26 protein-coding genes are annotated in these 25,517 nt (G+C 70.9%); 20 read left to right on the top strand and 6 right to left on the bottom strand.

Annotated elements, in window-relative coordinates; genetic code table 11:
* Positions 1–357 precede the first annotated feature (357 nt).
* Both AB0H82_RS27585 and AB0H82_RS27580 read left to right on the top strand, forming a co-directional pair.
* Positions 358–1,572 (top strand): DUF2786 domain-containing protein, encoded by a 1,215-nt coding sequence (locus tag AB0H82_RS27585; protein ID WP_362997290.1) that lies wholly within the window; start codon positions 358–360, stop codon positions 1,570–1,572.
* 216 nt (positions 1,573–1,788) lie between these two features.
* Positions 1,789–4,041: an FUSC family protein gene (locus AB0H82_RS27580; protein ID WP_362997288.1), complete on the top strand. Its 2,253-nt coding sequence runs from the start codon at positions 1,789–1,791 to the stop codon at positions 4,039–4,041.
* A 10-nt stretch (positions 4,042–4,051) separates the two neighbouring features.
* Here AB0H82_RS27580 and AB0H82_RS27575 read toward each other — a convergent pair whose 3' ends face one another.
* The 3 genes from AB0H82_RS27575 to rpmB all read right to left on the bottom strand — a co-directional run bounded on the left by AB0H82_RS27575 (position 4,052) and on the right by rpmB (position 5,210).
* Positions 4,052–4,573: a hypothetical protein gene (locus tag AB0H82_RS27575; protein WP_362997286.1), complete on the bottom strand. Its 522-nt coding sequence runs from the start codon at positions 4,571–4,573 to the stop codon at positions 4,052–4,054.
* Between the two features lie 95 nt (positions 4,574–4,668).
* A complete protein-coding gene (gene rpsN / locus AB0H82_RS27570) occupies positions 4,669–4,974 on the bottom strand; it encodes a 30S ribosomal protein S14 (RefSeq protein WP_362997284.1) in 306 nt (101 codons plus the stop codon).
* Positions 4,974–5,210, bottom strand: coding sequence for a 50S ribosomal protein L28 (gene rpmB, locus AB0H82_RS27565; RefSeq protein WP_055568530.1), 237 nt, complete (start codon positions 5,208–5,210; stop codon positions 4,974–4,976). Before rpmB ends, rpsN begins: the two co-directional genes overlap by 1 nt.
* An 82-nt stretch (positions 5,211–5,292) precedes the next feature.
* On the opposite strand from rpmB, the gene rpmG reads away from it, so the two are divergent.
* From rpmG to AB0H82_RS27540, 5 genes are all read left to right on the top strand, one after another.
* Positions 5,293–5,457 carry a 50S ribosomal protein L33 gene (rpmG, locus tag AB0H82_RS27560; protein ID WP_362997281.1) on the top strand — a complete coding sequence of 55 codons (165 nt, stop codon included), beginning with the start codon at positions 5,293–5,295 and terminating at the stop codon, positions 5,455–5,457.
* 5 nt (positions 5,458–5,462) lie between these two features.
* Positions 5,463–5,723 (top strand): type B 50S ribosomal protein L31, encoded by a 261-nt coding sequence (locus AB0H82_RS27555; RefSeq protein ID WP_362997279.1) that lies wholly within the window; start codon positions 5,463–5,465, stop codon positions 5,721–5,723.
* Between the two features lie 62 nt (positions 5,724–5,785).
* Positions 5,786–6,916 (top strand): GTP-binding protein, encoded by a 1,131-nt coding sequence (locus tag AB0H82_RS27550; protein ID WP_362997277.1) that lies wholly within the window; start codon positions 5,786–5,788, stop codon positions 6,914–6,916.
* Positions 6,917–6,919: 3 nt separating this feature from the next.
* Positions 6,920–7,156: a 30S ribosomal protein S18 gene (gene rpsR / locus AB0H82_RS27545; RefSeq protein ID WP_362997275.1), complete on the top strand. Its 237-nt coding sequence runs from the start codon at positions 6,920–6,922 to the stop codon at positions 7,154–7,156.
* Positions 7,157–7,492: 336 nt separating this feature from the next.
* A complete protein-coding gene (locus AB0H82_RS27540; protein WP_362997273.1) occupies positions 7,493–7,732 on the top strand; it encodes a DUF397 domain-containing protein in 240 nt (79 codons plus the stop codon).
* A gap of 65 nt (positions 7,733–7,797) precedes the next feature.
* Here AB0H82_RS27540 and AB0H82_RS27535 read toward each other — a convergent pair whose 3' ends face one another.
* On the bottom strand, positions 7,798–8,289 hold the full coding sequence (locus AB0H82_RS27535; RefSeq protein ID WP_362997271.1) for an ATP-binding protein: 492 nt from the start codon (positions 8,287–8,289) through the stop codon (positions 7,798–7,800).
* 312 nt (positions 8,290–8,601) lie between these two features.
* Between AB0H82_RS27535 and AB0H82_RS27530 the strand changes: the two genes are divergently transcribed.
* The 8 genes from AB0H82_RS27530 (at position 8,602) to AB0H82_RS27495 (ending at position 15,919) form a co-directional block, all read left to right on the top strand.
* The gene (locus AB0H82_RS27530; protein ID WP_362997269.1) at positions 8,602–9,465 is read left to right on the top strand and encodes a helix-turn-helix transcriptional regulator; all 864 of its coding nucleotides are present in this window, start codon (positions 8,602–8,604) and stop codon (positions 9,463–9,465) included.
* Positions 9,466–9,542: 77 nt separating this feature from the next.
* A complete protein-coding gene (locus tag AB0H82_RS27525; protein WP_362997267.1) occupies positions 9,543–11,000 on the top strand; it encodes an aldehyde dehydrogenase family protein in 1,458 nt (485 codons plus the stop codon).
* Between the two features lie 163 nt (positions 11,001–11,163).
* Entirely contained in the window at positions 11,164–11,715 is a 552-nt protein-coding gene (locus tag AB0H82_RS27520) for a DinB family protein (protein ID WP_362997265.1), read from the top strand.
* Positions 11,716–11,747: 32 nt separating this feature from the next.
* A complete protein-coding gene (locus tag AB0H82_RS27515) occupies positions 11,748–12,389 on the top strand; it encodes a PadR family transcriptional regulator (RefSeq protein ID WP_362997263.1) in 642 nt (213 codons plus the stop codon).
* 85 nt (positions 12,390–12,474) lie between these two features.
* A complete protein-coding gene (locus tag AB0H82_RS27510) occupies positions 12,475–13,410 on the top strand; it encodes an ATP-binding cassette domain-containing protein (RefSeq protein WP_362997261.1) in 936 nt (311 codons plus the stop codon).
* 8 nt (positions 13,411–13,418) lie between these two features.
* Positions 13,419–14,234: an ABC transporter permease gene (locus AB0H82_RS27505; RefSeq protein ID WP_362997299.1), complete on the top strand. Its 816-nt coding sequence runs from the start codon at positions 13,419–13,421 to the stop codon at positions 14,232–14,234.
* A gap of 98 nt (positions 14,235–14,332) precedes the next feature.
* Positions 14,333–15,094, top strand: a complete 762-nt coding sequence (locus AB0H82_RS27500; RefSeq protein WP_362997259.1) for a MerR family transcriptional regulator — start codon at positions 14,333–14,335, stop codon at positions 15,092–15,094.
* Positions 15,095–15,235: 141 nt separating this feature from the next.
* Positions 15,236–15,919: a VTT domain-containing protein gene (locus AB0H82_RS27495; protein WP_362997257.1), complete on the top strand. Its 684-nt coding sequence runs from the start codon at positions 15,236–15,238 to the stop codon at positions 15,917–15,919.
* Positions 15,920–15,941: 22 nt separating this feature from the next.
* Here the strand turns inward: AB0H82_RS27495 and AB0H82_RS27490 are convergent, their stop codons facing one another.
* Together AB0H82_RS27490 and AB0H82_RS27485 are read right to left on the bottom strand one after the other, a co-directional pair.
* Complete coding sequence (locus tag AB0H82_RS27490; protein ID WP_362997255.1) at positions 15,942–17,615, bottom strand: threonine/serine exporter family protein; 1,674 nt, start codon at positions 17,613–17,615, stop codon at positions 15,942–15,944.
* Between the two features lie 115 nt (positions 17,616–17,730).
* Positions 17,731–18,222, bottom strand: coding sequence for an inorganic diphosphatase (locus AB0H82_RS27485; protein ID WP_055568469.1), 492 nt, complete (start codon positions 18,220–18,222; stop codon positions 17,731–17,733).
* 133 nt (positions 18,223–18,355) lie between these two features.
* On the opposite strand from AB0H82_RS27485, the gene dacB reads away from it, so the two are divergent.
* From dacB to ftsH, 5 genes are all read left to right on the top strand, one after another.
* Positions 18,356–19,846: a D-alanyl-D-alanine carboxypeptidase/D-alanyl-D-alanine-endopeptidase gene (gene dacB, locus AB0H82_RS27480; protein WP_362997297.1), complete on the top strand. Its 1,491-nt coding sequence runs from the start codon at positions 18,356–18,358 to the stop codon at positions 19,844–19,846.
* Positions 19,847–20,260: 414 nt separating this feature from the next.
* Complete coding sequence (locus tag AB0H82_RS27475) at positions 20,261–21,388, top strand: zinc-dependent metalloprotease (RefSeq protein ID WP_362997253.1); 1,128 nt, start codon at positions 20,261–20,263, stop codon at positions 21,386–21,388.
* A 233-nt stretch (positions 21,389–21,621) separates the two neighbouring features.
* On the top strand, positions 21,622–22,668 hold the full coding sequence (gene tilS / locus AB0H82_RS27470; RefSeq protein WP_362997251.1) for a tRNA lysidine(34) synthetase TilS: 1,047 nt from the start codon (positions 21,622–21,624) through the stop codon (positions 22,666–22,668).
* Positions 22,669–22,722: 54 nt separating this feature from the next.
* Entirely contained in the window at positions 22,723–23,283 is a 561-nt protein-coding gene (gene hpt, locus AB0H82_RS27465; RefSeq protein WP_030785774.1) for a hypoxanthine phosphoribosyltransferase, read from the top strand.
* Between the two features lie 197 nt (positions 23,284–23,480).
* On the top strand, positions 23,481–25,493 hold the full coding sequence (gene ftsH / locus AB0H82_RS27460; RefSeq protein WP_362997249.1) for an ATP-dependent zinc metalloprotease FtsH: 2,013 nt from the start codon (positions 23,481–23,483) through the stop codon (positions 25,491–25,493).
* Positions 25,494–25,517 lie beyond the last annotated feature (24 nt).

Genomic DNA, 25,517 nt, shown 5'->3' with positions numbered 1-25,517 from the left:
TGTGCGAACGGAGCACCGAGCACACATCGGCGTCTTTGTCCGTGTGCCGCGGCGCAGGGATAGCGAGTACGCACATACCCCCGCGGCCCCGCCCCACAGACGAGCACTAGGCGCAGACCCCGGGCGAGCTCGCACCTACCCCCCGAGGCCCCGCCCCACAACCGAGCCCGAGGCGCAGACCCCGCGGCCCCGCCCCACAGACGAACAGCAGGCGCAGACCCCAGGCGAGCTCACACATACCCCCGCAGCCCCGCCCCCCAGACGAAGCAAAGGCGCAGGCCGCGCCCCATGACGGCCCGCAGGCGCAGACCCCGCCCAAGGCGCCCCGCCAGACCCCGCCCCCATACCCTTGCCCCCATGGACTCGATGATCGACAGGGCGTTCGCGGCGGCGCTGTACGGCGACGGTGACGAAGGTCTGGACACCGGTGCGTCGCTCCTCGCGGCCACCCCCGACGCGGACGCCGACCTGAGCCGCCGCGGCGAGGAGTACCTGCACCGCGCCTGGCACCGAGGCTGGCAGCCCGCCGACATCATGCGCCTCGTCCGCCGCGACCTGGACGACCCCCACGTACGCCTGACCGCCACCCTGATCCGCTCCGAGACCAGCCGCTACGCCCACCTCCCGCCCCGCTGGCCCGCCCAGCTGGCGGACCTCGGGCCGGCGGCGGACGCGGAGGGCCGGCCCGCCCAGGACCGCTTCACCCGCGCCACCACCCACCTCCAGCTCTACCGCCTCCTGCTCCGCCTCCCCTCGCTCGAACCGGCAGGCCCCCCACCCGGCGACACCGTCCCCGGCCCGGTGCAGGGCGAGCCCCGCACGCTCACCCGTATCCGCGCCCTGCTCGCCAAGGCCGAGGCGACCGGCTTCCCGGAGGAGGCCGAGGCGCTGACCGCCAAGGCGCAGGAGCTGATGGCCCGGCACTCGCTCGACGAGGCGCTGCTCGCGGCCCGTACGCACGCGAAGGACGTCCCTGCCGCGTGCCGCGTCGGCGTCGACGCCCCGTACGAGACGGCGAAGGCGATCCTGCTCGACGCCGTCGCCGCCGCGAACCACTGCCGTGCGGTGTGGAACGAGGCGTACGGCTTCTCGACCGTGGTCGGCTTCGAGCCCGACCTGGAGTCGGTCGAGCTCCTCTACACCTCCTTGCTGGTGCAGGGCACCGCGGCGATGACCAAGGCGGAGGCGGGCCAGCGGGCGGCGGGCCGTAAGCGTACGAAGACGTTCCGGCAGTCCTTCCTGATGGCGTACGCGCACCGCATCGGCGGCCGCCTGGACGCGGCGGGTGAACACGCGGTGTCGGAAGCGGCACGGGAGGCCGCCCGGGACACGGCTTCGGGCACGGGTTCGGGGTCCGGCACGGAGACCGACCCCGCCGCCCTGCTCCCCGTACTGGCCGCACGCGACGTCGCCGTCACCGACCACACCGAGCGGATGTTCCCCGAGACGACCACGACGCGGGTGCGGGGCGTGACGGACGCCGAGGGCTGGAACCACGGAACGGCGGCAGCGGACCGCGCCCACGTCGCACACCGGGGCCGGGGCCGGGGCCAGGGCCCGGCGCTGCCGTGAACGGTCGCGAGTAGACGCGAGTAGACGCAAGTAGACGCGACCCACACCCCCGCACCGCGGCGGGACCGGCGGGACCGGCGGGACCCGGGCCCGCTCACGTGCCCAGCACATCACCGAACACCACCGGACCCGACCTGAGCGCGACACCCCCGGCCCCGGCCCGCCCCCTCCCTCCCACCCACCCTCCTCGCCCCATATGCCCCGTATCATCACAGAGTGACCTGGCTCCGCGCGCTGAAAGAGACAGCTCGCTCGGGGCTGACCGTCGAGCGCAAACGCCTTGAGCCGCTGGTCGCCCTGCGCGGCGCCGCCGGCCTGGCGATCATCATCGGCGTCAGCCTCACCCTGTTCGGCCCGGCGGTGGCCGCGAGCTCCGCGTTCGGGGCGTTCCAGGCGGCCATCGCCACGTTTCAGCGCAGCTGGCGCCCCCGCCCGGAGCTCGCCCTCGCCTCCGGGACCAGCCTTGCCGTCTCGACCTTCCTCGGTTACCTCACCGGCTCCCACCTGCTCCTCTTCCTCGCGCTCCTCTGCCTCTGGACCTTCCTGGCCGGGCTGAGCTGGGCGGCGGGCCCCACGGTCGGCATCATCGCGTCGTCCAACGTGGCGATCATGCTGGTGACGGTCACGATCCCCACCTCGGTCACCGCGGCGGCGGGCCACGCGGCGATGATGGTCGTCGGCGGCTGTGTGCAGGCGGCGCTGGTGATCCTCTTTCCGGTACGCAGATGGGGCGCCCACCGGGACGCGCTGGCCGACGCGCTGGCCGCCGAGGCGGACTACGCCCGCAGGCTCCGCCACGACCCGGTGGCCGCGTTCGACCCGGAACCCCTGATGGCGGCGCGCGACGCGGCGACGATCACCCCGCGCCAGGCGCGCACCCGCCCCGCGGAGCTGCACGGCGCGCGAGGAGTCGCCGAACGCATCCGTCCGGTGCTGGCCTCCCTGGCGGACCCGGCGGTCGGCGTACCGCCGGAGGGCAAGGAGCGGGACAGGGTCCGCGAACTCCTCGGTGCGGCGGGCACGGTCCTGGACGCGGCGGCCCGGGCGATCCGCCACGGCGCCCCGGTCCAGATCTCCCCGGCGGCCCTGGCCGCCCTCAAGACCCCCGACACCGGCGCGATCCTCACGGGCCCGGCCTACCGGGCGGCGACCCGCCTGCGCGCCCTGCTGAAAGACGTCCTGGAAACAGCAGGCAACACACAACCCCCACCCACCCCGACCCCCACCCCAGCCCCCACCCCAACCCCCGACCCACCTGCCACCCCCGCAGAGCCCCCCGCCCCCGAGGAGCCCCCGACCCCCACGACTCACCCCACCCCCACGACTCACCCCACCCCCCTCCTCCGCCCCAGCCTCTTCGCCCTCGTGCCCGCCGCCATCCGGGCCGTCCGGGCCGAGTTCAGGCACGATTCGCCGGTGACGCGGCATGCGATCCGGGTCACGGCGGTGGCTGCCGCGGGGTATCTCCTCGGGCACTGGCTGCCCCTCGGGCACGGGTACTGGGCCCCCATGGCGTCCGTCATGGTGATGCGCCCCGACTTCTCCCAGACGTACTCCCGGGCCGTGGCCCGGTTCGGCGGCACCCTCGTCGGTGTCGCCCTCGCCACGGGCCTCGTCCAGCTGGCCCACCCCGGCACGGGGCTGTCCGCCGCGCTCGCGGTGCTCTGCGCCGGGATGATGTACCTGCTGATGCGCACAGGCCAGGTGGCGGCGCAGGCCTGCGTGGCCGCGTACGTCGTGTTCCTGCTCGGCATGGGCGGCCAGCAGTGGACGCAGACCGTCCCTGAGCGCGTGGTCCTGACGCTGCTCGGCGGCGTCCTCGCGATGATCGCGTACGCGGTCTACCCCGCCTGGGAGACCCCGCGCCTGCGCACCCGCCTCGCCGACTGGCTGATCGCGGACGGCCGGTACGCCGCCGCGGTCGTCGACCGCTACGCCCACCCGGCAGGCAAGGCCTGCCCCGACGTGCGTGAGTCCCTGCTCGCGGCCCGCGACGCCCGTATCGCCTGGCAGGAGGCGGTGAACCGGGCGAAGAACGAGCCCGTACGCCACCGCGGCCTGTCCCGCGCCGCGGCCGCCGACGCGGAGGAGACACTCGCCCAACTGGGCCGCGTGGCCATGCTGATGGAGGCGCACCTGCCGGAACGCGGCGACACCCCCGTGCCCGCGGCGGCCCGCCTGGCCGAGGCGCTGCGCAAGTCCACGGAACAGGGCGCGAAGGCGGTGCGCGAACGCCGCGTACCCAAGTGGGACGCGGTCCGTACGGCTCTGGAGGAGTGGGACGGCGAGGGCGTCCCCGACCGGGTGGTCCGCAGGGGAGCGGGTCTGCTCCTGGAGACCCTGGACGAGTTCTCCGACGCCCTGGACACGGCGCCACCGCCGATGCTGGTGGACGGCTCCGCCACGAAGCGGCCGGACGCCGACGGACCGCGGGACCCGGAGGAGGGTCCGGGGCCCACGGCCCGTTGAGACACGCCCGTCAGGGCTGGGGTACGCCGGCCGTGGGCAGCCCATCCGGCAGCTTGCCGCCCCGCGTCTTCAGGAACTCGTCCTGGCCGGCGCCTTCCCAGACGACCTTCATGGACTTGCCGTCCACGGACTCGACACGTCCCTTCGTACGGTCGGCGTTCCCCTTCGGGCACTTGAGGCTGATCACCTGCGAGCCCGCCCGGTCACCCGTGGTGCCGTTGCACAGCACGTCCTCGCCGAGCAGCGTCGCCGTCTTCCCGGTGATGGCGAGGGCGAGCGGCGACCCGTCGGCCGTGGTGACCCACGAACCTTCCAGGCTGCCGCCCTTGCCGGCCGCCCCCTCCGAGCCACCGGAACCGGAACCAGAACCGGAATCGGCATCGGAATCGGACCCGCCGGAAGAGCTCGAACCGGAAGAGCTCGAACCGGCCGCCCCGCGATCCTTCTTGCCGCTACCCCCGTCACCGCCCCCGTCCCCGTCCCCGTCACTCCCGCACCCCGTCAGGACGAGCGCGGCGGCCAGACCGGCCACGACGGCACCTGCATGGACCCGATGGACGTACGCGCGCACTTGAAGTCCCCCTGGAGAGCGGTCCGGTCAAATCGCGCGCCAAGTTACCAGTGCGTCTACCAGGAAGACTTGCGCACGCCAGGGAGATACCCGGCGTGCGCCTGCTCGCGCAGCTTCACCCGCGACAGCCCGAACGCCCCCACGTATCCACGCGGGCGCCCGTCGACGCTGTCCCGGTTGCGTACCCGCGTCGCGCTGGCGTCGCGCGGCTGGCGTGCCAACTCCCGTTGTGCGGCCAGCCGTTCGGCGGCACCCGTACCGGGACGGCGGATGATCTCCTTCAGCTCGGCCCGGCGCGCGGCGTACCGCGCGACGATCACGCGCCGCTGCTCGTTCTTCGCGATCTTGCTCTTCTTGGCCATCAGATCCTCACTCCGCGCGCACGGATCCTGGCGACGGCCGCCTCGATCCCGATGCTGTCGACGGTCTTGATCCCCTTCGTGCTGAGCCGCAGCCGCACGTACCGCCCTTCGCTCGGCAGCCAGTACCGCTTGCGCTGGACGTTGGGGTCGAAGCGGCGGGAGGTCCGCCGGTGGGAGTGGGAGATGTTGTTGCCGAAGCGGGGTTCCGCGCCGGTCAGCTGGCAGTGGGCGGACAAGGTGACGCACCTCTCGGTGGATGGAGAGCGGACGGACGAGGACTCCAGTTGAAAACGGGAGTCATTTTCATATACTAGCCACATGGCCCGCACCGAACACCGCCCCGTCATCAAACTCCGCTCCACGGCGGGAACCGGCTACACCTACGTGACCCGCAAGAACCGCCGTAACGACCCCGACCGCCTCACGCTGCGCAAGTACGACCCGATGGCAGGACGCCACGTCGACTTCCGAGAGGAGCGCTGACCGCCATGCGCAAGGACATCCACCCGCCCTACGGCCCCGTCGTCTTCCGCGACAAGGCCGCCGGCTTCGCCTTCCTCACCCGTTCGACCCTCGCCGGTTCGACCGCGACCAGCGCGAAGACGGTCGAGTGGGAGGACGGCCGTACGTACCCGGTCGTCGATGTCGAGGTCTCGTCCGCGAGCCACCCCTTCTACACGGGCACGGCCCGCGTGATGGACACGGCCGGCCGCGTCGAGCGCTTCGAGCGCCGCTTCGGCAAGCGCTGATGCCGGGCCCGGACCGGCCCGCGCGGGCCGAGGGGGAGGCGTCCCGCAGGGAAACGCCCCGTATGGACGTCGTGATCGTCGCCGGCATCCACGCGGCCGCCCGCAAGGCGGCCGTCGACGATCTGCTCGCCACCGTCCCCGGCAGCGTGGCCCTGCACCACGACCTGTCGACCGCCGTGACGGGCACCGTCGTCCGCACGGTCCGCGACGTCACCGGTGTGCTCTCCACCGGTGACGCCCCGCTGGTCAACGACTGCGCGTGCTGTGCGCTCCGCGAGGACCTCGTGCCCGAGCTGGACCGCCTCGCGGACGCGGGGCTCACCCGGCTCGCGGTCGTCGAGCTGTGGGACTCGGTCGAGCCCAAGGCCATGGCCGAGGTCGTCGCCGCGCACGGCGGCGACGGCCTCGCGCTCAGCGGCGTGGTCACGGCGGTCGACCCCGCCCTGCTCCTGCCCTGCCTCGGCAACGGCGACGACCTCATGGAGGCCGGACTCGCCGCCGCCCCCACCGATCAGCGCACCGTCGCCGACACCTGGGCGCGCCAGCTGGAGTACGCGCCCGTGCTCGCCGTCGCCGACTCCCCGGAGGCCGACGACGAGGACCGCGCCCTGCTCGCCCAGCTCCACCCGACCGCCCGCCAGGTGCTCATCGGGCAGGGTGGCCTGGCCCGTGCCGCGCTCGCCGGATTCGACGTCGAGGCGGCCGCCGCGGCGCAGCATCCGGCCTGTGCGCTGTTGCCGACCGAGGCCGACGCGTGCGGGGTCTCCACCCTCGTATGGCATCGGGAGCGGCCGTTCCACCCGGAGCGGCTCTACAACGCGCTGGAGGACCTGACTTGCGCGGCCGCCCGCAGCCGGGGCCGCTTCTGGCTGGCCGACCACCCGGACACGCTGCTCGGGTGGGACGCGGCGGGCGGCGCGCTCTGCGTCGAGAGCGCCGGGCCGTGGCTGGCCTCGCTGCCGGACGCCGCGTGGGAGATGGTGCCGCCGGTGCGCCGCGCGGCCGCCGCCCTCGACTGGCACCCGGAGCACGGCGACTGCTGCAACCACCTGGTGTTCACCTCGCCGGGCCTGGACCGCGACGGGCTCGAAGAGGTCCTGGAGTCCTGCCTGCTGACGGACGAGGAGTACGCCGCTGGGCGTGACGCCTGGAAACACCTGCCCCCCGCCTTCGACACCCTCCTGGAGGTCTGACCCTTGTCCCCGCGCAAGCCCCCGCGCCCGCAGAAGCCGAAGCCCAACCCCCTGGACCAGGCCGGGATCACGTACGTCGACTACAAGGACACGGATCTCCTCCGGAAGTTCCTCTCGGACCGGGGCAAGATCCGCAGCCGACGGGTGACGCGCGTGACGGCCCAGCAGCAGCGGCAGATCGCCGCGGCGATCAAGAACGCCCGCGAGATGGCGCTCCTGCCGTACGGGACGCCTCGCTGACCTGACCTCGCTCCCTCCCCCTCCCCCCACACCGGCCTTCTGCCGGCGCCCACCCCAGGGTGCCGCGGGAGGCCGGTCCCGTTTCCGAGGGAAAAGGTGAACGAGGGAACAGGGGAACAGGAAAGGCCCGGGATGCGTCTCTCCCTGTGCGAGGGGCCGACAGGCCGACGAGGTATCGACAGCCCGACGAGGTGCCGACAGGGCTGTAATCAGGGGAACACCCCGCGTGCACGTGCATCTGCCCATGCATCCGCATGTGAACACAGCTATGATCCGGGACAGTTGACCACTGCATCTAGAGCCACTCACGGCACCGCACCACCCGGGGAGCGACCTGTGCACCACGCGTTTAACGGCATGGCGGCCACGGAGCTTCACGGGGTGGTCTGGCAGAAGAGCAGGCACAGCAACTCGCAGGGCTCGTGCGTGGAGTTCGCGAAGCTGCCGGACGGCGACGTCGCCGTACGCAACTCGCGCTTCCCGGACGGCCCGGCGCTCGTCTACACGCGCGCCGAGATAGAGGCGATGCTGCTGGGGATGAAGGACGGGGAGTTCGACCACCTGATAGGCGGCTGACCCACTCCCCTCAGCTCAGGCCCACGAGCAGGGCCTTCAACTCAGGCCCTCACCGACTCAGGCCTTCAACCCAGGCGGAACAGCGCCCAGACCACCTTGCCGCGCAGCGCGCCGGCGAGCGGGTGCCAGCCCCAGCTGTCGCTGAACGAGTCCACGAGGAACAGGCCCCGGCCCGACTCCGCCGAGAAGTCGTCGTCGGCGGTGTCGCGCGCGACCGGGCTGTCGTCGCTGGGGTCGCGCACCGCGCACACGAGGCGTGTCGCCCAGTGCATCAGGTGCAGCCGCACGGGCGGCTCCTGTTGGTCGCGCGGGGTGTCCGCGGGCAGCGCGTGCCGCAGCGCGTTGGTGACGAGTTCGGAGACCACGAGCGCGATGTCGTCGAACCTCTCGTCGAGGTCCCACTGGCCGAGCGTCTTCCGGGTGAACTGCCGGGCGCTGCTCACCGCTTCGTAGCGGGCGGGGAGGGCGACGGAGGCCGCGTCGGAGACCGCGGAGGGGTCGATCGGAGGTAGCCCCTGCCTTAACGGCTCGAGCATGGTCGATCCATTCGTCCCCATGCGAGGCACTCCCCGGTTTCGCGGTACGTAGCGATGGAGCGGTGGCGCGGTTGGTCGCCGATGGTGCGGTGGTACGCGGTCGGTACAGCAGTGGCGCGCGGACCATGGTTCCGAATGCGCACAGCAGATGCAAGGGCAGATGCACGTGCACGCGCCGGACTTGGTCGTTCCCGTGCCACTTCTTGCCCATTTCTTCCCACGGATTCTTCTGAGACCTTTCGGAGCCTTTCCGTTTCTGTAACCGGACGTGTACGGCCCGGAGCGTTTAATGGCAGACTGCTGGCTTCCAGTCGATCGGGAGGATTGAGCGAAGTGACCGCAGGCGAGTCGAGCGGCTCGGTGGTACGGCGCATCCTGCTGGGCTCGCAGCTGAGGCGGCTCAGAGAATCCCGCGGCATCACCCGTGAAGCGGCCGGATACTCGATCCGCGCCTCCGAATCGAAGATCAGCCGCATGGAGTTGGGACGGGTGAGCTTCAAGTCCAGGGATGTCGAGGATCTTCTGACGCTCTACGGCGTCACCGACGAGGCCGAGCGCGGCGCGCTCCTCTCGCTCGCCAAGGAGGCCAACCTCACTGGCTGGTGGCACAGTTACTCGGACGTCCTGCCCGGCTGGTTCCAGACATACATCGGCCTGGAGGGCGCGGCCTCGCTCATCCGCGTCTATGAAGTCCAGTTCGTCAACGGCCTGTTGCAGACCGAGGCGTACGCCCACGCGGTCGTCGCGCGCGGCATGAAGGGCGCGAGCAAGGCCGAGATCGAGCGGCGCGTCGCGCTGCGCCTGGAGCGCCAGAAGCTCCTCGCCTCCGAGCACGCGCCCCGCTTCCACTGCGTACTGGACGAGGCAGCGCTCCGACGCCCGTACGGCGACCGGGAGGTGATGAGGGGTCAGATCCAGCACCTCATCGAGATCTCCGAGCGGCCGAACGTCACCCTCCAGGTGATGCCGTTCAGCTTCGGCGGGCACGCGGGCGAGAGCGGCGCCTTCACGATGCTGAGCTTCCCGGAGTCCGACCTCTCCGACGTCGTGTACGTGGAGCAGCTCACCGGCGCGCTCTATCTCGACAAGGCGGAGGAAGTGGCCCAGTACGAAAGGGTCGTGGCCCAGCTGCAGAAGGACAGTCCGGATCCGGTCGGCAGCCGGGATCTTCTCCGAGGTCTGCTTCAACTCACCTGAAACATAAGTACTATGACGTGAGATCAGGTGTCTGCTTCCGTTTGCGGCCTCCGCTGCCGCGGCAAGGGGTCCGTCTCATGTCCTTCTTCACCGACCTGGCTCATCAGTACATCGACGGGGAGTGGAAGGCCGGGTCGGGTTCCTGGGACATCATCGACTTCAATCCGTACGACGGGGAGAAGCTGGCGTCCATCACGGTCGCCACGGCCGACGAGATCGACCAGGCCTACCGTGCCGCAGAGCGCGCCCAGCGGGAATGGGCCGAGACCAACCCCTACGCCAGGCGCGCGGTGTTCGAGCGCGCCCTGCGGATCGTCGAGGACCGCGAGGAAGAGATCACCGAGGCGATCATCGCCGAGCTGGGCGGCACCCGGCTCAAGGCGGCCTTCGAGATCCACCTCACCAAGGAGTTCCTGCGCGAGTCGGTCCACCTCGCGCTGCGCGCCGAGGGCCGCGTCCTGCCCTCGCCGGACGACGGCAAGGAGAACCGCCTCTACCGCGTCCCGGTGGGCGTCGTCGGTGTGATCAGCCCCTTCAACTTCCCGTTCCTGCTGTCGATCAAGTCCGTCGCCCCGGCCCTCGCCCTGGGCAACGCGGTCGTCCTCAAGCCGCACCAGAACGCGCCGGTGCTCGGCGGCGCCCTCGTGGCCAAGGTGTTCGAGGACGCCGGACTGCCGGCCGGCCTGCTCAACGTCGTCATCACGGACATAGCCGAGATAGGCGACGCCCTGATCGAGCACCCCGTGCCGAGCATCATCTCGTTCACCGGATCGGACCGCGTGGGCCGCCACGTCGCCACGGTCTGCGCCTCGCACTTCAAGCGCTCGATCCTGGAGCTGGGCGGCAACAGCGCGCTGATCGTCCTCGACGACGCCGACATCGACTACGCCGTGGACGCCGCGGTCTTCAGCCGCTTCGTGCACCAGGGCCAGGTCTGCATGGCCGCCAACCGCATCCTCGTCGACCGTTCCGTGGCGGACGAGTTCACCGAGAAGTTCGTCGCCAAGGTCGCGGGCCTGAAGGTCGGCGACCCGGCCGACCCGGGCACCCACATCGGCCCGCTCATCAACTCCTCGCAGGCGGACGCCGTCACGGCCGTCGTCGACCAGGCCGTCGCCGCCGGCGCGAAGGCCCTGCTGCACGGGCGGACGGAGGGCAACCTCGTCGCCCCCTCCGTCCTCACGGACCTGCCGGACGGGTCGCCGGTCCTGAACCAGGAGATCTTCGGCCCGGTCGCCCTGCTGCTGCCCTTCGACGGCGAGGACGAGGCCGTCCGCATCGCCAACGACACGCCGTACGGCCTGAGCGGCGCGGTGCACACCGCTGACGTCGAGCGCGGCGTGCGCGTCGCCAAGCGCGTCAGGACCGGCATGATCCACGTGAACGACGGCACGGTGCACGACGAGCCGATCGTGCCCTTCGGCGGCGAGAAGAACTCCGGCGTCGGACGGCTGAACGGCGAGTCGACGGTCGACGCCTTCACCACACAGAAGTGGATCTCGGTGCAGCACGGCAGGTCGCGCTTCCCGTTCTGAGCGGAGCCCTCTCCTCGGCCCCTGCGGCTTTTGCCTCTTCGACGGAGCCTTGCGGACAGAACCTGACCGCAAGGCTCCGTAGCGTCTGCGGTGTCGGAAAGCCCGGCGGAACAGCCCGGCAGGACACAGCCCGCGGCAGCGGGCCGGAGAAGAGGCGGACACCATGGTCACTCACGTCAGCGCGGAAGCCAGGGGCGACGAGCGCGGCGCCCTCATCGCCTTCGTGGAGGCCCAGCGCGGCGGCATCCGCCGCTCGGTGCTCGGGCTGACCGACGAGCAGGCGAAGGCCCGCCCGAGCGCCAGCGAACTGACGCTCGGCGGCCTCGTGAAGCACGTCGCGGAGACGGAGCTGAACTGGCTGCGCATGGCCCAGCGGAAGCCCAACGAGAGGGCGCGCACGGAGGCGACCTGGGGCGACAGCTTCCGCCTCGTGGAGGGCGAGACGCTCGCCGGGACGCTGGCCTTCTGGGACGAGGTCGCCCGCGAGACCGAGGACTTCATCCGCGCGGTGCCGAGCCTCGACGACACGTTCCCGCTGCCCGAGGCGCCGTGGTTCCCGGCGGACGGCGCGGTGTCGATGCGCTGGCTGATGCTGCATTTGGTCGAGGAGATCGGCCGGCACGCGGGCCACGCCGACATCGTCCGCGAGTCCCTCGACGGAAAGACGGCCTTCGAGCTGGTGGCGCTGGACCGGGGATACCCTAGTCAAAGTTGATGACCGGGGGGCTGAGTGGAAGGGCGCGGTACATGTCAGCGATCCGGCTGCTGGTTCTGGGGGCCGTGCGCCAGCACGGCCGCGCCCACGGCTATCAGGTCCGCAACGACCTGGAGTTCTGGGGCGCCCACGAGTGGTCCAACGCCAAACCCGGCTCGATCTACCACGCCCTGAAGCAGCTGGCGAAACAGGGCTTCCTGATCGCGCACGAGGTCGCGCCCTCCACGGCCGGCGGCCCGCCGCGCACCGAGTACGAGGTCACGGACGAGGGCACGGAGGAGTACTTCTCCCTGCTGCGTGAATCCCTGACCAGGTACGACCAGCGGCCCGACGTCCTCACGACGGGGATCGGTTTCATCGTGGACCTGCCGCGCGAGGAGGCCGTGGCCCTGCTCAAGGAGCGGGTGCGCCGCATCGAGGAGTGGCGCGCCTCCGTCACGGAGTACTACACGCCGCAGGACGGCCCCGAACAGCTCGGCCACATCGGCGAGATCATGAACTACTGGGTGCACTCGGCCGACACGGGCGCGGAGTGGACCAAGGGCCTGATCGCCCGCATCGAGGCGGGCGCCTACACCTTCTCGGGCGAGGGCGATCCCTTCGTGGGGGTGCTCGCCGAGGACCAGGAGAATCCGTACGCGACGGGGATCGGGCACGCGGAGAGCGACCGCTAATCAAGTTTGACGAATGCTGAGAGCCGGGCTAGCTTCCCTCCCTAGTCAACTTTGACTAGATGATCAGTGAGTCGAGGGGAGCCGGATGACGGACGCGATCGTCGTTGAGGGCGCACACAAGGCGTACGGGCAGAAGAAGGCGTTGAACGGCCTCGACCTGCGGGTGCGGCGCGGCACCGTGCACGGGGTCCTGGGGCCGAACGGCGCGGGCAAGACCACGGCGGTGCGGATGCTCGCCACCCTCCTGCGGGCCGACGAGGGGCGCGTGGAGGTCGCAGGGCACGACGTGCGGCGCAGGCCCGACGAGGTGCGCAGGCGCATCGGCCTGCTCGGCCAGCACGCCGCCGTGGACGAGGAGCTGAGCGGTCGGCAGAACCTGGACATGTTCGGGCGGCTCCACCACCTGGGCGCCCGCCACGCGCGCGTGCGGGCCGACGAGCTCCTGGAGCGGTTCGGCCTCGGGGGCACCGGCCGCAAGGCGGTCAAGCAGTACAGCGGCGGCATGCGGCGCCGCCTGGACCTCGCGGCCTCCCTCATCACGGACCCCGAGGTGCTCTTCCTGGACGAGCCCACCACGGGCCTGGACCCGCGCGGCCGCGCCGAGGTGTGGAGCTCGGTGCGTTCGCTGGTCGGCGGCGGCACCACCGTGCTCCTCACCACGCAGTACCTGGAGGAGGCGGACCAGCTGGCCGACCGCATGTCGGTCGTCGACGAGGGCCGCGTCATCGCGGACGGCACGGCGGACGACCTCAAGGCGGAGCTGGGCGGCGACCGGATCGACGTGGTGGTGCGGGACGCGGCCCAACTGGCTCGTACGGCCGCCCTGTTGCCGCCGGGCGCCACGGTGGACGCGGACCGCCGCCTGGCGTCCGCGCCCGTCACGGACCGCATGGAGGCCCTCACGGGCGTCGTGCGGGCCCTGCTGGACGCCGGCATCGACGCGGAGGACGTGGCGCTGCGCAGGCCCACCCTGGACGAGGTCTTCCTGAGCCTGACCGAGCGCACGAAGGAGGCGGTGTGAGTACGCCGATGAGCGTGAGTACGCCGATGGGCCCGGGCAAGTCGCTGAGCCGGGCCGTGACCGACTCCTGGACCATGACGCGGCGCGAGCTCGCCCACTGGGCGCGGCAGCCGGTGCAGGTCCTGGTCGGCCTGGTCTTCCCCGTGATGATGCTGCTGATGTTCACCTATCTGATCGGCGGTGGGAAGGGCATCACGGGGGAGTACGCCGAGTTCCTCGTCCCCGGCATGTTCGCGCTGACGATGGTCTTCGGTCTGGACGCGACGATGGTCGCGGTCACCCAGGACCTCAACAAGGGCGTGATCGACCGGTTCCGCTCCATGCCGATGGCCAGTGGCGCGGTGCTGGTGGGGCGGTCCGTCGCCGACATGCTCCAGTCCTTCGTGTCGCTGCTGGTCATGATGGGTGTGGGGCTCGCGATCGGCTGGCGCTGGCACGGGTCGTTCGGGGCGGTGCTCGGGGCCGTCGGGCTGCTGATGCTGCTGCGGTTCGCGATGCTGTGGCTCGGCATCCACCTGGCGATGGTGGCGGGCAGGCCCGAGCTGGTGATGACCGTGCAGATCCTGGTCTGGCCGGTCGGCTTCCTCTCCAACGCCTTCACGGTGCCGCAGAACATGCCGGACTGGCTGGGCGCCGCGGTCGAGTGGAACCCGATGTCGGCGACGGCCACCGCCGTCCGTGACCTCTTCGGCAACGATCCGGGGGTGACCGGCACCTCTTGGGCGGCCGAGAACGCGGGGCTCCTGGCGGTGCTGTGGCCGGTGGTGCTCGTGGGGGTGTTCCTCCCGTTGGCGGTACGGAGGTTCGGGGCGCTCAGTAAGTAGCGGACGGACCCGGGGGCCGGGCGCGGCGGCCGGCTTGCACCTCACGTGACGTGAGGACGCAGGCTGGTCCGCGTACCGAAAAAGGAAGGGCGGAGGCCATGGCTTACTCCGTGGGACAGGTCGCCGGTTTCACCGGAGTGACGGTGCGCACGCTGCACCACTACGACGAGATCGGCCTGCTCGTGCCCGGCGGGCGCAGCCACGCGGGACACCGGCGCTACAGCGACGCGGACCTCGACCGGCTGCAGCAGATCCTGTTCTACCGAGAGCTCGGCTTCCCCCTCGACGAGGTGGCGGCCCTCCTGGACGACCCGGAAGCGGACCCGCGGGTCCACCTGCGCCGTCAGCACGAGCTGCTGACGGCGCGGATCCACAAGCTCCAGGAGATGGCCGCCGCCGTCGAGACCGCCATGGAGGCGAAGAAGATGGGCATCAACCTCACGCCCGAGGAGAAGTTCGAGGCCTTCGGGGACCACGACCCCGAGCAGTACGCGGAGGAGGTCGAGCAGCGCTGGGGCGACACGGAGGCCTACCGGGAGTCGCAGCGCAGGTCCGCCTCGTACACGAAGGACGACTGGAAGCGGATCAACGACGAGCTCAACGCGGTCCACGCGCGCGTGGCCGACCTGCTCGCCCGGGGCGTCCCCGCGGACTCCAGGGAGGCCATGGACGCCGCGGAGGCGCACCGCCGCTTCATCACGGCGAACCACTACACGTGCTCGCACGAGATGCACACCTGTCTCGGCGAGATGTACGTCGCCGACGAGCGGTTCACGGCCTTCTACGAGGCGATCCGGCCCGGCCTCGCCGGCTACCTGCGGGACGCGATCCTGGCGAACGCGGCACGCGACGGCGGGTGACGGGCGCGCGGAGTGGTTGCAGTTTCCGTACAGTGCGGGCCGAGAAGGGGAGTGGAACCCGGCCGGGGCGCCTGGCGTTGATAACTTTGGGCGGCTGCACCCGCCGCCGCACCGCCCCCTCACCCTCAGGAGCCCGGAACCGTGACGACGCTTGCGCTCGGACCAAGCTGGTTGGATCCGGATTACCTGCTCAACCAGTTCGGCCTCTGGGGCCTGCTGGTGATCGTCTTCGCCGAGTCGGGCCTGCTGATCGGCTTCTTCCTGCCCGGTGACTCCCTGCTGTTCACCACGGGCCTGCTGATCACCACGCACAAGCTGGACACCCCGCTGTGGCTGGCCTGCCTGCTGATCTGCCTCGCCGCGATCCTCGGCGACCAGGCGGGCTACCTCTTCGGCAAGAAGGTCGGCCCCGCGCTCTTCAACCGCCCGGACTCCAAGCTCTTCAAGCAGGAGAACGTGGTCAAGGCGCACGACTTCTTCGAGAAGTACGGCCCGAAGTCCCTGGTCCTGGCCCGCTTCGTGCCGATCGTGCGGACGTTCACGCCGATCATCGCCGGCGTCTCCGGCATGCGGTACCGCTCGTTCATCACGTTCAACATCATCGGCGGTGTCCTGTGGGGCGCGGGCGTCACGCTGCTCGGCGCCTGGCTCGGCAACATCGAGTTCGTGCACAAGAACATCGAGGCGATCCTCATCCTGATCGTCCTCATCTCGGTGGTGCCGATCGCCATCGAGTTCCTGCGGGCCCGCGGCAAGTCCAAGAAGGCCGCGGCGGCCGAGGGCCCGACGCCCCCGTCCCAGCGCGGCCGCCACGCGAAGCGCTGACGTCCTCTCCGTAGACGTACGCCTAGAAGCCCCTGGTCCGCTTGGCCGCGCGGCGGTTCGCCGCCGACGCGGCCCCCGGGACCTTCAGGATCAGCCGGGAGACCTCGCTCCCCAGGTTCACGCCGATCGCGATGGCCAGCGCCGTCGCGACGGCCCTGGTGAGCGAGTTCATGCCCGTGTTGAGGTCGTTCTGCGCCAGGGCGAGCAGCCCGAAGTACGTCGCGCTACCGGGCAGCAGCGGGCCGATCGCAGCCGTCACGTAAGGCAGTGACGACGCGAACCGGTAGCGCGAGAAGAGCTGCCCGAAGAGGCCCACCAGACCGGCGGCGATGGCCGTCGCCGCGACGGGCGAGAGCTCCAGCGGGGTCTGTGCCAGAGCGCCGAACATCACCCAGGCGACGCCGCCGTTCAGGGTCACCATCAGCACGGTGTTACGTTCCTGCTGGAGCAGGATCGCGAAGGCGAGACTCAGCGCCATCGACGCCAGGATCTGGATGACAGGACGCGACGACGTCACGCCGAACTTCGTCTCCGGAGTCAGGTTCGTCGCGTCGAGCATCACGCCGAGCGACAGCACGAGCAGCACGCCGCAGACGATGCCCACGATCAGGTACATGACCTCCAGCAGGCGTGCGGCAGCGGTGATGTAGTAGCCGGTCAGGCCGTCCTGCACGCCCGCCACCAGGGCCCGCCCCGGGATCAGCGCGAAGAGCCCACCCGTGATCACCGCCGAGGCCATCGACGCCTCGGTGTGCACGAAGCTGAGCGCCACACCCATCCCGGCGGGCGGCATCGCGGCGCCCACGAACTGGTAGAACTCCGGCAGCCCGCGCCCCGCGCACAGCCACGCGAGCCGGTCGCCGAGCATCGCGCCGACAGCGGCCACCAGGAAGACGAGCGCGCCACCGCCGACCAGCACGGACGCGGAGCCCGCGAGCAGGCCGCTGGCGGCCGTGAGCGCCCAACCGGGGTAGGGGTGACGGTTACGCCGAATGCCCGCCAGACGGCGGTAGGCCTCCTCCAGGGAGACCTCGATCTCGGGGTCGCTGATGTCGTCCACCAGGTGGAAGACCGCCGCCAGACGCGTGTAGTCCGTGCCCCGGCGGCGCACCGTCCTGGAGGCCGTGACGGGGTCGTCCACCAGCGACGGCTGGTGCGAGATCGACAGGAGCGTGAACGTCACGTTCGGCTCGCAGCGGTCCAGGCCGTACGAGCGGCAGACGGCGAACATCGCCGCTTCCACGTCCTCGGCGCCCTCACCGCCCGCCAGCAGCAGCTCGCCGATACGGAGCGTCAGGTCGAGCACGCGCGGCACGGCGGGCCCGGCCTCGTCCTCCTGCTTCTGCGCGGCCTCCGTGGCGGGACGCTCGGTCACCGGCATGCGCAGCATCGTGCGCATCTGGTCCTGCCAGGGCACGTCCTTGGTGAGCTTCACCAGGGGTATGCCCTGCGCGGGCGTGAAGGCCTGTGGGGCGTTCCGCGCGCTGTAGGTGTGCGGCGTGGTGAACGCCGACTTGTCCGTCTCCTGAGTCGTCGAGGACGGCGTCGCGAGGCCCGTGGGGATGGCGAACTCGGATGTCGTCTGGGACTCGTCCTCAGGGGCCGGTGGTTGCGCCATCACCCCGCTGGGCTGCGCGAACGCGCTGCGGGCTTCGTCCGACTGAGGCTTCCGGCCCTCGGCCTCCTGCTCGGCCACTGATGCCCTCACTTCTCATACGACTCGTACGCACCCTCCGTATGGCCAGTATGGGCACAGATACACGAACGGGCCGCGTGACCAGGGGTCGCGCGGCCCGCCCGGAACGACTGGCTCAGTGGCCGCCCTCGTCCTTGAAGCGCTTGTAGGAACGCTCGATCTCGGCCTCAGCGTCCGTGCGGCCGACCCAGTCGGCACCCTCGACGGACTTGCCGGGCTCCAGGTCCTTGTAGACCTCGAAGAAGTGCTGGATCTCCAGGCGGTCGAACTCGGAGACGTGGTGGATGTCCCGCAGGTGCTCCACGCGCGGGTCCGAGGCCGGGACGCAGAGCAGCTTGTCGTCGCCGCCCGCCTCGTCGGTCATCCGGAACATGCCGATCGCGCGGCACTTGATGAGGCAGCCGGGGAAGGTCGGCTCGTCCAGGATGACCAGGGCGTCCAGCGGGTCACCGTCCTCGCCGAGGGTGTTCTCGACGAAGCCGTAGTCCGCGGGGTAGCTGGTCGACGTGAAGAGGCGACGGTCCAGACGGATCCGGCCGGTCTCGTGGTCCACCTCGTACTTGTTCCGCGAACCCTTCGGAATCTCGATGGTGACGTCGAACTCCACGGGTGGCTCCTCCATGATCAGCACATACTTCGGGTGATTAAGTGTCCCTCACGCAGATGTGTGATCGCGAAAGGGGCTGGTCGTCGTGCCGGAGCTCAAGCCTTGGCAGCGGCCTCGACAGCTTTTGAGACAGCTGTCCAAGCCTTCCGCCGACAAGCTCGCCGGGTTCTCCGGCAAGCTCACGACCTTGCAGCTCACGGCTGGTGCCGCCACCTTCGGCCTGGTCATCGCGGCCGGGGCGGTGGCCGCGGCCGGCCCTTGGGACTCCTCCGGTCAGCGTACGGCGGAGCGGGACCGGGCTGCTTCCCAGGAGGCCTGGGGTGGCGCAGATCACGCCGGTGGTGCGCCGGGACGCGCACCGGAAGCCGCGCCGAGCGCCCCCTCCGTGCTCGCCGGCCTCGGCGCGCCCGCGGGCACGGCCCCCAGGCCGACGGACCGCGCCCTCGCGGAGGTCCTCGATCCGCTGCTGAAGGACCCGGCGCTCGGCCCGAAGCGGTCGGCCGTCGTCCTCGACGCGGCCTCCGGCAAGCGGGTGTACGGCAAGAACGCCGGGGACGGCCTGACGCCCGCGTCGACGATCAAGATCGCGACCGCGGTGGCGGCGCTGTCGGCGGTGGGCCCGGACCACCGGATCGCCACGAGAGCGGTGCTGGAGCCCGACTCCTCGGACGTGGTCCTCGTCGGCGGCGGCGACCCCACGCTCACCGCCCGCAAGGACGGCCGCTACACCGACACCGCGGCGAGCCTGCGCAGGCTCGCCGCGGACACGGCACGCTCCCTCAAGAGCCGCGACATCGACAAGATCAAACTCTCGTACGACACGTCGCTGTACTCAGGCCCTCCGCAGCACGTCATCGGCCCCAACGAGAACATCACGCCGGTCAGCGCCCTGATGGCCGACGAGGGCCGCCTGGACGACTCCTCCAGCGGGCCCGCCCCGCGCGCAGGGGACCCGGCGGCCGAGGCCACGAAGAAGTTCGCGGGCTTCCTGAAGGACGAGGGCATCAAGACCGAGCCCGCCCCGGATGCCGCCCCCACCCCCACCAAGGCCTCGAACCGCGCCGAGTCCCTCGCGAAGGTCGAGTCACCACCGCTGTCCTCGCTGGTCGAACGGATGCTGACGCACAGCGACAACGACATCGCGGAGGCGCTGGCCCGCCAGACGGCCGTCGCGGCTAAGGAGCCGGCGAGCTTCGACGGCGCGGGCAGGGCGGTCCGGGCCCGCCTGCAGAAGCTGGACCTCCCCCTCTCCGGGGCGGAATTCGCCGACGGCAGCGGCCTGGACCGCGCCGACCGCGCCTCCGCCGAACTCCTGGCGGCCCTCCTGGACCACGCCGCCGACCCGGGCCGCCCCGAACTGCGCTCCGTGGTGACGGGCCTGCCGGTGGCCGGCTTCACCGGCACGCTGGTCGACCGCTACCCGAGGGACTCCCCGGGCACAGGCCTGGTCCGCGCCAAAACCGGCACCCTGACCGGCGTGAACAGCCTCGCGGGCACAGTCGTCGACGCCGACGGCCGCCTCCTCCTCTTCGCCTTCATGACCACAGGCACAACGGACCCCCAAGCAGCCCAATCGGCCCTGGACCACATGGCCTCCACAGTGGCGAACTGCGGCTGCCGCTGAGGACGCGGACGTCACGACGGGGGCGTGACGGGCGGCGGGCCGCAGGCGCGGCTCAGGGGCGCGGGGCTGTGTTCATGTGCGGCTCCGCCGCGTGGGCGCGCTCAGGCGGGTGCAGGGGACGCATCGGACGGCGGGGGACAAGGCACAGCTCAGGGGCGCGGGGCTGTGTTCATGTGCGGCTCCGCCGCGTGGGCGCGCTCAGGCGGGTGCAGGGGACGCATCGGACGGCAGGGGACAAGGCACAGCTCAGTGGCGCGGGGAACTGCGCGACAAGCCACGACCGCCCCGCACCCGGGACACAACCGCACAACCCGCCCCACCGCCCACCCCTCCACCCCCTAGGGGCCCGCCCCCGGGCAAGACGGGGGGTGCAAGCCCCTCCACCAGAGGGAGCCAGCACGTACCGTTGAGCGCATGACGAGCATCCGTGGTGCGGAGATGGTCGACTGGAACCTCGCGGTGGCGACCGCGACCCGCCTCGTGAGGCCGGGCCCAGAAGTGAGCCGGGACGAGGCGCGAGCCGTCGTCGCCGAGCTCCGGCGGCACGCCAAGTCCTCGGAGGAGCACGTCCGTTCCTTCACGAGGATGGGCTCGGAGGACACCCACGACACCCCGGTCCTCGTGGTGGACAGAGCGGGCTGGGTCCGGGCCAACGTGGCGGGCTTCCGGGAGATCCTCAAGCCCCTCCTGGACAAGATGCAGGACAAGCGCGGCAGCAGCCCGGGCGGCGCCGTGCTCGGCGCGGTCGGCGGCAAGGTGACGGGCGTGGAGCTGGGCATGCTCCTGTCCTTCCTCGCCTCCCGCGTCCTCGGCCAGTACGAGACCTTCGCCCCACCCACCCGAGACCTCCCCGCGGGGGCGAACGGCGGCGGCCGCCTCCTCCTGGTCGCGCCGAACATCGTGCATGTCGAGCGTGAGCTGGACGTGGACCCGCACGACTTCCGCCTCTGGGTCTGCCTGCACGAGGAGACGCACCGCACGCAGTTCACCGCCGTGCCCTGGCTGCGCGACCACCTCGAAGGCGAGATCCAGTCGTTCCTCGGGGAGACCGAGGTCGACCCGATGACGGTCCTGGAGCGCGTCAGGGAGGCCGCCCAGTCGCTCGCGGGCGGCCGCACCGACGCGGAGGGCGAAGAGGCCGAGGGGGGCCGCTCCCTCGTCGAGCTGGTGCAGACCCCCGCCCAGCGCGAGATCCTCGCCCGCCTGACGGCGGTGATGTCCCTCCTGGAGGGGCACGCGGACTTCGTGATGGACGGCGTGGGCCCGGACGTGGTGCCGTCCGTGGCCGAGATCCGCGAGAAGTTCCAGCAGCGGCGGGCGCGCGGCGCGAGCCGCCTCGACCAGGCCCTGCGCAAGCTCCTCGGCCTCGACGCGAAGCTGCGTCAGTACCGGGACGGCGAGCGGTTCGTGCGCGCGGTCGTCGAGCAGGTCGGCATGGACGGCTTCAACCGCGTGTGGACCTCGCCGAACACGCTGCCCACCAAGGCGGAGATCGCCAAACCGGCGGACTGGGTCGCGAGGGTGCACCGTAAGGGAGACTGAGGAACCGGTTGCGGCCGCCGGCAGGAGAACGCCCCCGCAATCACCCGTCCGAGGGACCGTGGGCGATGGGTAGGCGTGCAATGCTCGGGTAACGGCTCGGCTCTGTCACCATCGACACACTCTGAGTGACCGAACGCAAGGAAGAGAAGGCCCCGCGTGGGACCGGATCTCCCTGGTGGGTCCTGAGTGACTGGTCCGAGCTCACCCCCCGAACTTCACGAAGGGAACCGGACATGGGTCCCCATCCTGCGGTCGCAGCGATACGCCTGGCGGTCCGCCGCGTACTCCACGACGTACTGACCGATGTACAGCGCAGCACCGAAGCCGACCCCCCACACCCCGCGCACTCCCCGCACGAGCAGGCCCCGCCACCGACCGTGCTCGTCGCCTGCTCCGGCGGCGCCGACTCCATGGCGCTCGCCTCCGCGCTCGCCTTCGAAGCCCCCAAGCTCGGCATCCGCGCGGGCGGCGTCACCGTCGACCACGGCCTGCAGCCCGGCTCCGACCTGCGCGCCGCCGAGGTCGTCGTGCGCCTCACCGCCCTCGGCCTGACCCCCGTCGAGTCCGTCGCCGTGGACGTCGGGCGCGAAGGCGGCCCGGAAGCCGCCGCCCGCGACGCGCGGTACGCGGCCCTGGACGCCGCCGCCGAGCGGCACGCGGCAGCCGCCGTCCTGCTCGGCCACACCCGCGACGACCAGGCGGAGACCGTGCTGCTCGGCCTCGCCCGCGGCTCCGGGATCCGCTCCCTGTCCGGAATGGCCGCGACCTCGGGGGTCGCGGGCCGTTACCGCCGGCCCTTCCTGCACATCGACCGGCAGACCGCCCGCAAGGCCTGCATGGTGCAGTCGCTGCCCGTCTGGGACGACCCGCACAACGCCGACCCGGCGTACACCCGCTCCCGGCTGCGCCACGAGGGCCTGCCCGCCCTGGAGAAGGCCCTCGGCAAGGGCGTCGTCGAGGCGCTCGCCCGGACGGCCCAGCTCTCCCGTGACGACGCCGACGCGCTCGACACGTGGGCCGCCCAGGCCGAGGCGACCGTCCGGGACGCCGCCGGCCTCCTGGAGTGCGCGAAGCTCTACGCCCTGCCGCCCGCCGTGCGCCGCCGCATCGTGCGCCGGGCCGCCATCGAAGCGGGGGCGCCCGCCGGTTCGCTGTTCGCCCGGCACATCGAAGAGGTCGACCGGCTGATCACCGGCTGGCGGGGCCAGGGAGTCATCAATCTCCCGGGCAAAGTCGTGGCTCAGCGCCAGGGTGGCAGACTGGTGATCCGGCAAGGCTGACGAGAGCCCCGTGTTCGTTGGGGACCCTGTCGGCCGGTGGGACGACCGAAAGTGATGCGGGTGGACGCGAAAGACATGGGCACCGACCTCAAGTCGGTGCTCATCACCAAGGAAGAGATCGACGCCAAGCTGGCCGAACTGGCCGCGAAGATCGACGCGGAGTACGCGGGCAAGGACCTGCTGATCGTCGGAGTCCTCAAGGGCGCGGTGATGGTCATGGCGGACCTGGCGCGCGCGCTGTCCACCCCCGTCACGATGGACTGGATGGCCGTGTCGTCGTACGGCGCGGGGACCCAGTCGTCCGGCGTCGTGCGGATCCTCAAGGACCTGGACACCGACATCAAGGGCAAGCACGTCCTGATCGTCGAGGACATCATCGACTCCGGTCTGACGCTGTCCTGGCTCCTGTCGAACCTCGGCTCGCGCGAGCCCGCCTCCCTTGAGGTGTGCACGCTGCTGCGCAAGCCGGAGGCCGCGAAGGTCGCGATCGACGTGAAGTGGATCGGCTTCGACATCCCGAACGAGTTCGTCGTGGGCTACGGCCTGGACTTCGCGGAGAAGTACCGCAACCTCCCGTTCGTCGGCACGCTCGCCCCGCACGTCTACGGCGGCTGACGTCCCGCGGGCGCACTCCGCGGGCCTGCGTACGACATCGGGGAACCCTCACCCGTTTCCCGGCGTTGAAGCATGCGAAGGCGGGATTGCCAGCCGTCCCCGGCGGCTTCGGGTCACAATGCTGGGGTACCGTCCGAAGAACAGTCTTTATCAAACTCACTATGGCAGGAGGGACGGGGCGTCTTCGCTCCGTATGGATGGACGTGAAGCGATACTTCCGTGGGCCAGTCATGTGGATCGTGCTGGCCGTCCTTGCCGTGGTCGTGTTGATGCAGGTCGTCGGCTCGTCCGGTGGCTACAAGACGGTGGACACCGGCCAGGTCGTCCAGGCGATCAACGACAACAAGGTCGAGTCGGCCAAGCTCACCACCGGTGACGAGCAGATCATCAAGGTCGAGCTCAAGGACGGCCAGAAGGTCAAGGACAGCAGCAAGATCCAGGCGAGCTACATCGGCGACCAGGGCGTCGACATCGCCAAGTCGCTGCAGTCCAAGTACCAGACGAAGGACATCCCGGACGGTTACACCGTCTCGCCGTCGAAGCAGAACCCCTTCGTCGGCATCCTGCTCTCCCTGCTCCCCTTCGTCCTCATCGTCGTCGTCTTCCTGTTCCTGATGAACCAGATGCAGGGCGGCGGCTCCCGGGTCATGAACTTCGGGAAGTCCAAGGCCAAGCTCATCACCAAGGACACCCCGAAGACGACCTTCTCCGACGTGGCGGGGTCCGACGAGGCAGTCGAGGAGCTCCACGAGATCAAGGAGTTCCTCCAGGAGCCGGCGAAGTTCCAGGCCGTCGGCGCCAAGATCCCCAAGGGCGTGCTCCTCTACGGCCCGCCCGGTACGGGCAAGACGCTGCTCGCGCGCGCCGTCGCCGGTGAGGCCGGGGTTCCGTTCTACTCGATCTCCGGTTCCGACTTCGTCGAGATGTTCGTCGGTGTCGGTGCCTCCCGTGTCCGTGACCTCTTCGAGCAGGCCAAGGCGAACGCCCCGGCGATCGTCTTCGTCGACGAGATCGACGCGGTGGGTCGTCACCGCGGCGCCGGTCTCGGCGGCGGCCACGACGAGCGCGAGCAGACGCTGAACCAGCTGCTCGTCGAGATGGACGGCTTCGACGTGAAGGGCGGCGTCATCCTGATCGCCGCGACGAACCGGCCCGACATCCTCGACCCGGCGCTCCTGCGCCCCGGCCGTTTCGACCGGCAGATCGCCGTCGACCGCCCGGACATGCAGGGCCGTCTGGAGATCCTCAAGGTTCACCAGAAGGGCAAGCCGGTCGCCCCGGACGTCGACCTGTCGGCGGTCGCGCGCCGCACGCCGGGCTTCACCGGCGCCGACCTGAGCAACGTCCTCAACGAGGCCGCGCTGCTCACCGCCCGCAGCGACAAGAAGCTGATCGACAACCACTCGCTGGACGAGGCGATCGACCGTGTCGTGGCGGGTCCGCAGAAGCGGACCCGGATCATGTCCGACAAGGAGAAGAAGATCACCGCGTACCACGAGGGCGGACACGCCCTGGTCGCGGCGGCTTCCCCGAACTCGGACCCGGTCCACAAGATCACGATTCTGTCCCGCGGCCGGGCCCTGGGTTACACCATGGTCCTGCCCGAAGAGGACAAGTACTCCACCACGCGCAACGAAATGCTCGACCAGCTCGCGTACATGCTGGGCGGGCGCGCGGCCGAGGAGCTCGTCTTCCACGACCCGACGACGGGCGCGGCGAACGACATCGAGAAGGCCACGGCCACCGCACGCGCGATGGTCACGCAGTACGGCATGACCGAGCGGCTCGGCGCGATCAAGTTCGGCGGGGACAACACCGAGCCGTTCCTCGGGCGCGAGATGGCGCACCAGCGGGACTACTCGGAAGAGGTCGCCGCGCTGGTCGACGAAGAGGTCAAGAAGCTCATCGAGACCGCGCACAACGAGGCCTGGGAGATCCTGGTCGAGAACCGCGACATCCTCGACAACCTGGTCCTCCAGCTCCTTGAGAAGGAGACGCTCAACAAGGAGCAGATCGCCGAGATCTTCGCCGGCATCGTGAAGCGCCCGGCCCGCCCGGCGTGGACCGGCTCCTCGCGGCGCACGCCCTCGACCCGCCCGCCGGTGCTCTCCCCCCGGGAGCTCTCACTGACGAACGGTGCGACCCCCACGGTGACCTCCGGCACGGAGAAGTCCCTTGAGGTGGCCCCGGAGGACCGCCCCGAGAGCTGACCCGCGCGCCTCAGCAGGCCCGGA

It is taken from the genome of Streptomyces sp. NPDC050732 (genome assembly GCF_040654255.1).
Classification (GTDB): Bacteria; Actinomycetota; Actinomycetes; order Streptomycetales; family Streptomycetaceae; genus Streptomyces.
Note: the sequence above shows the minus strand (reverse complement) of the source record. Positions and strands in the feature narration are given on the sequence as shown.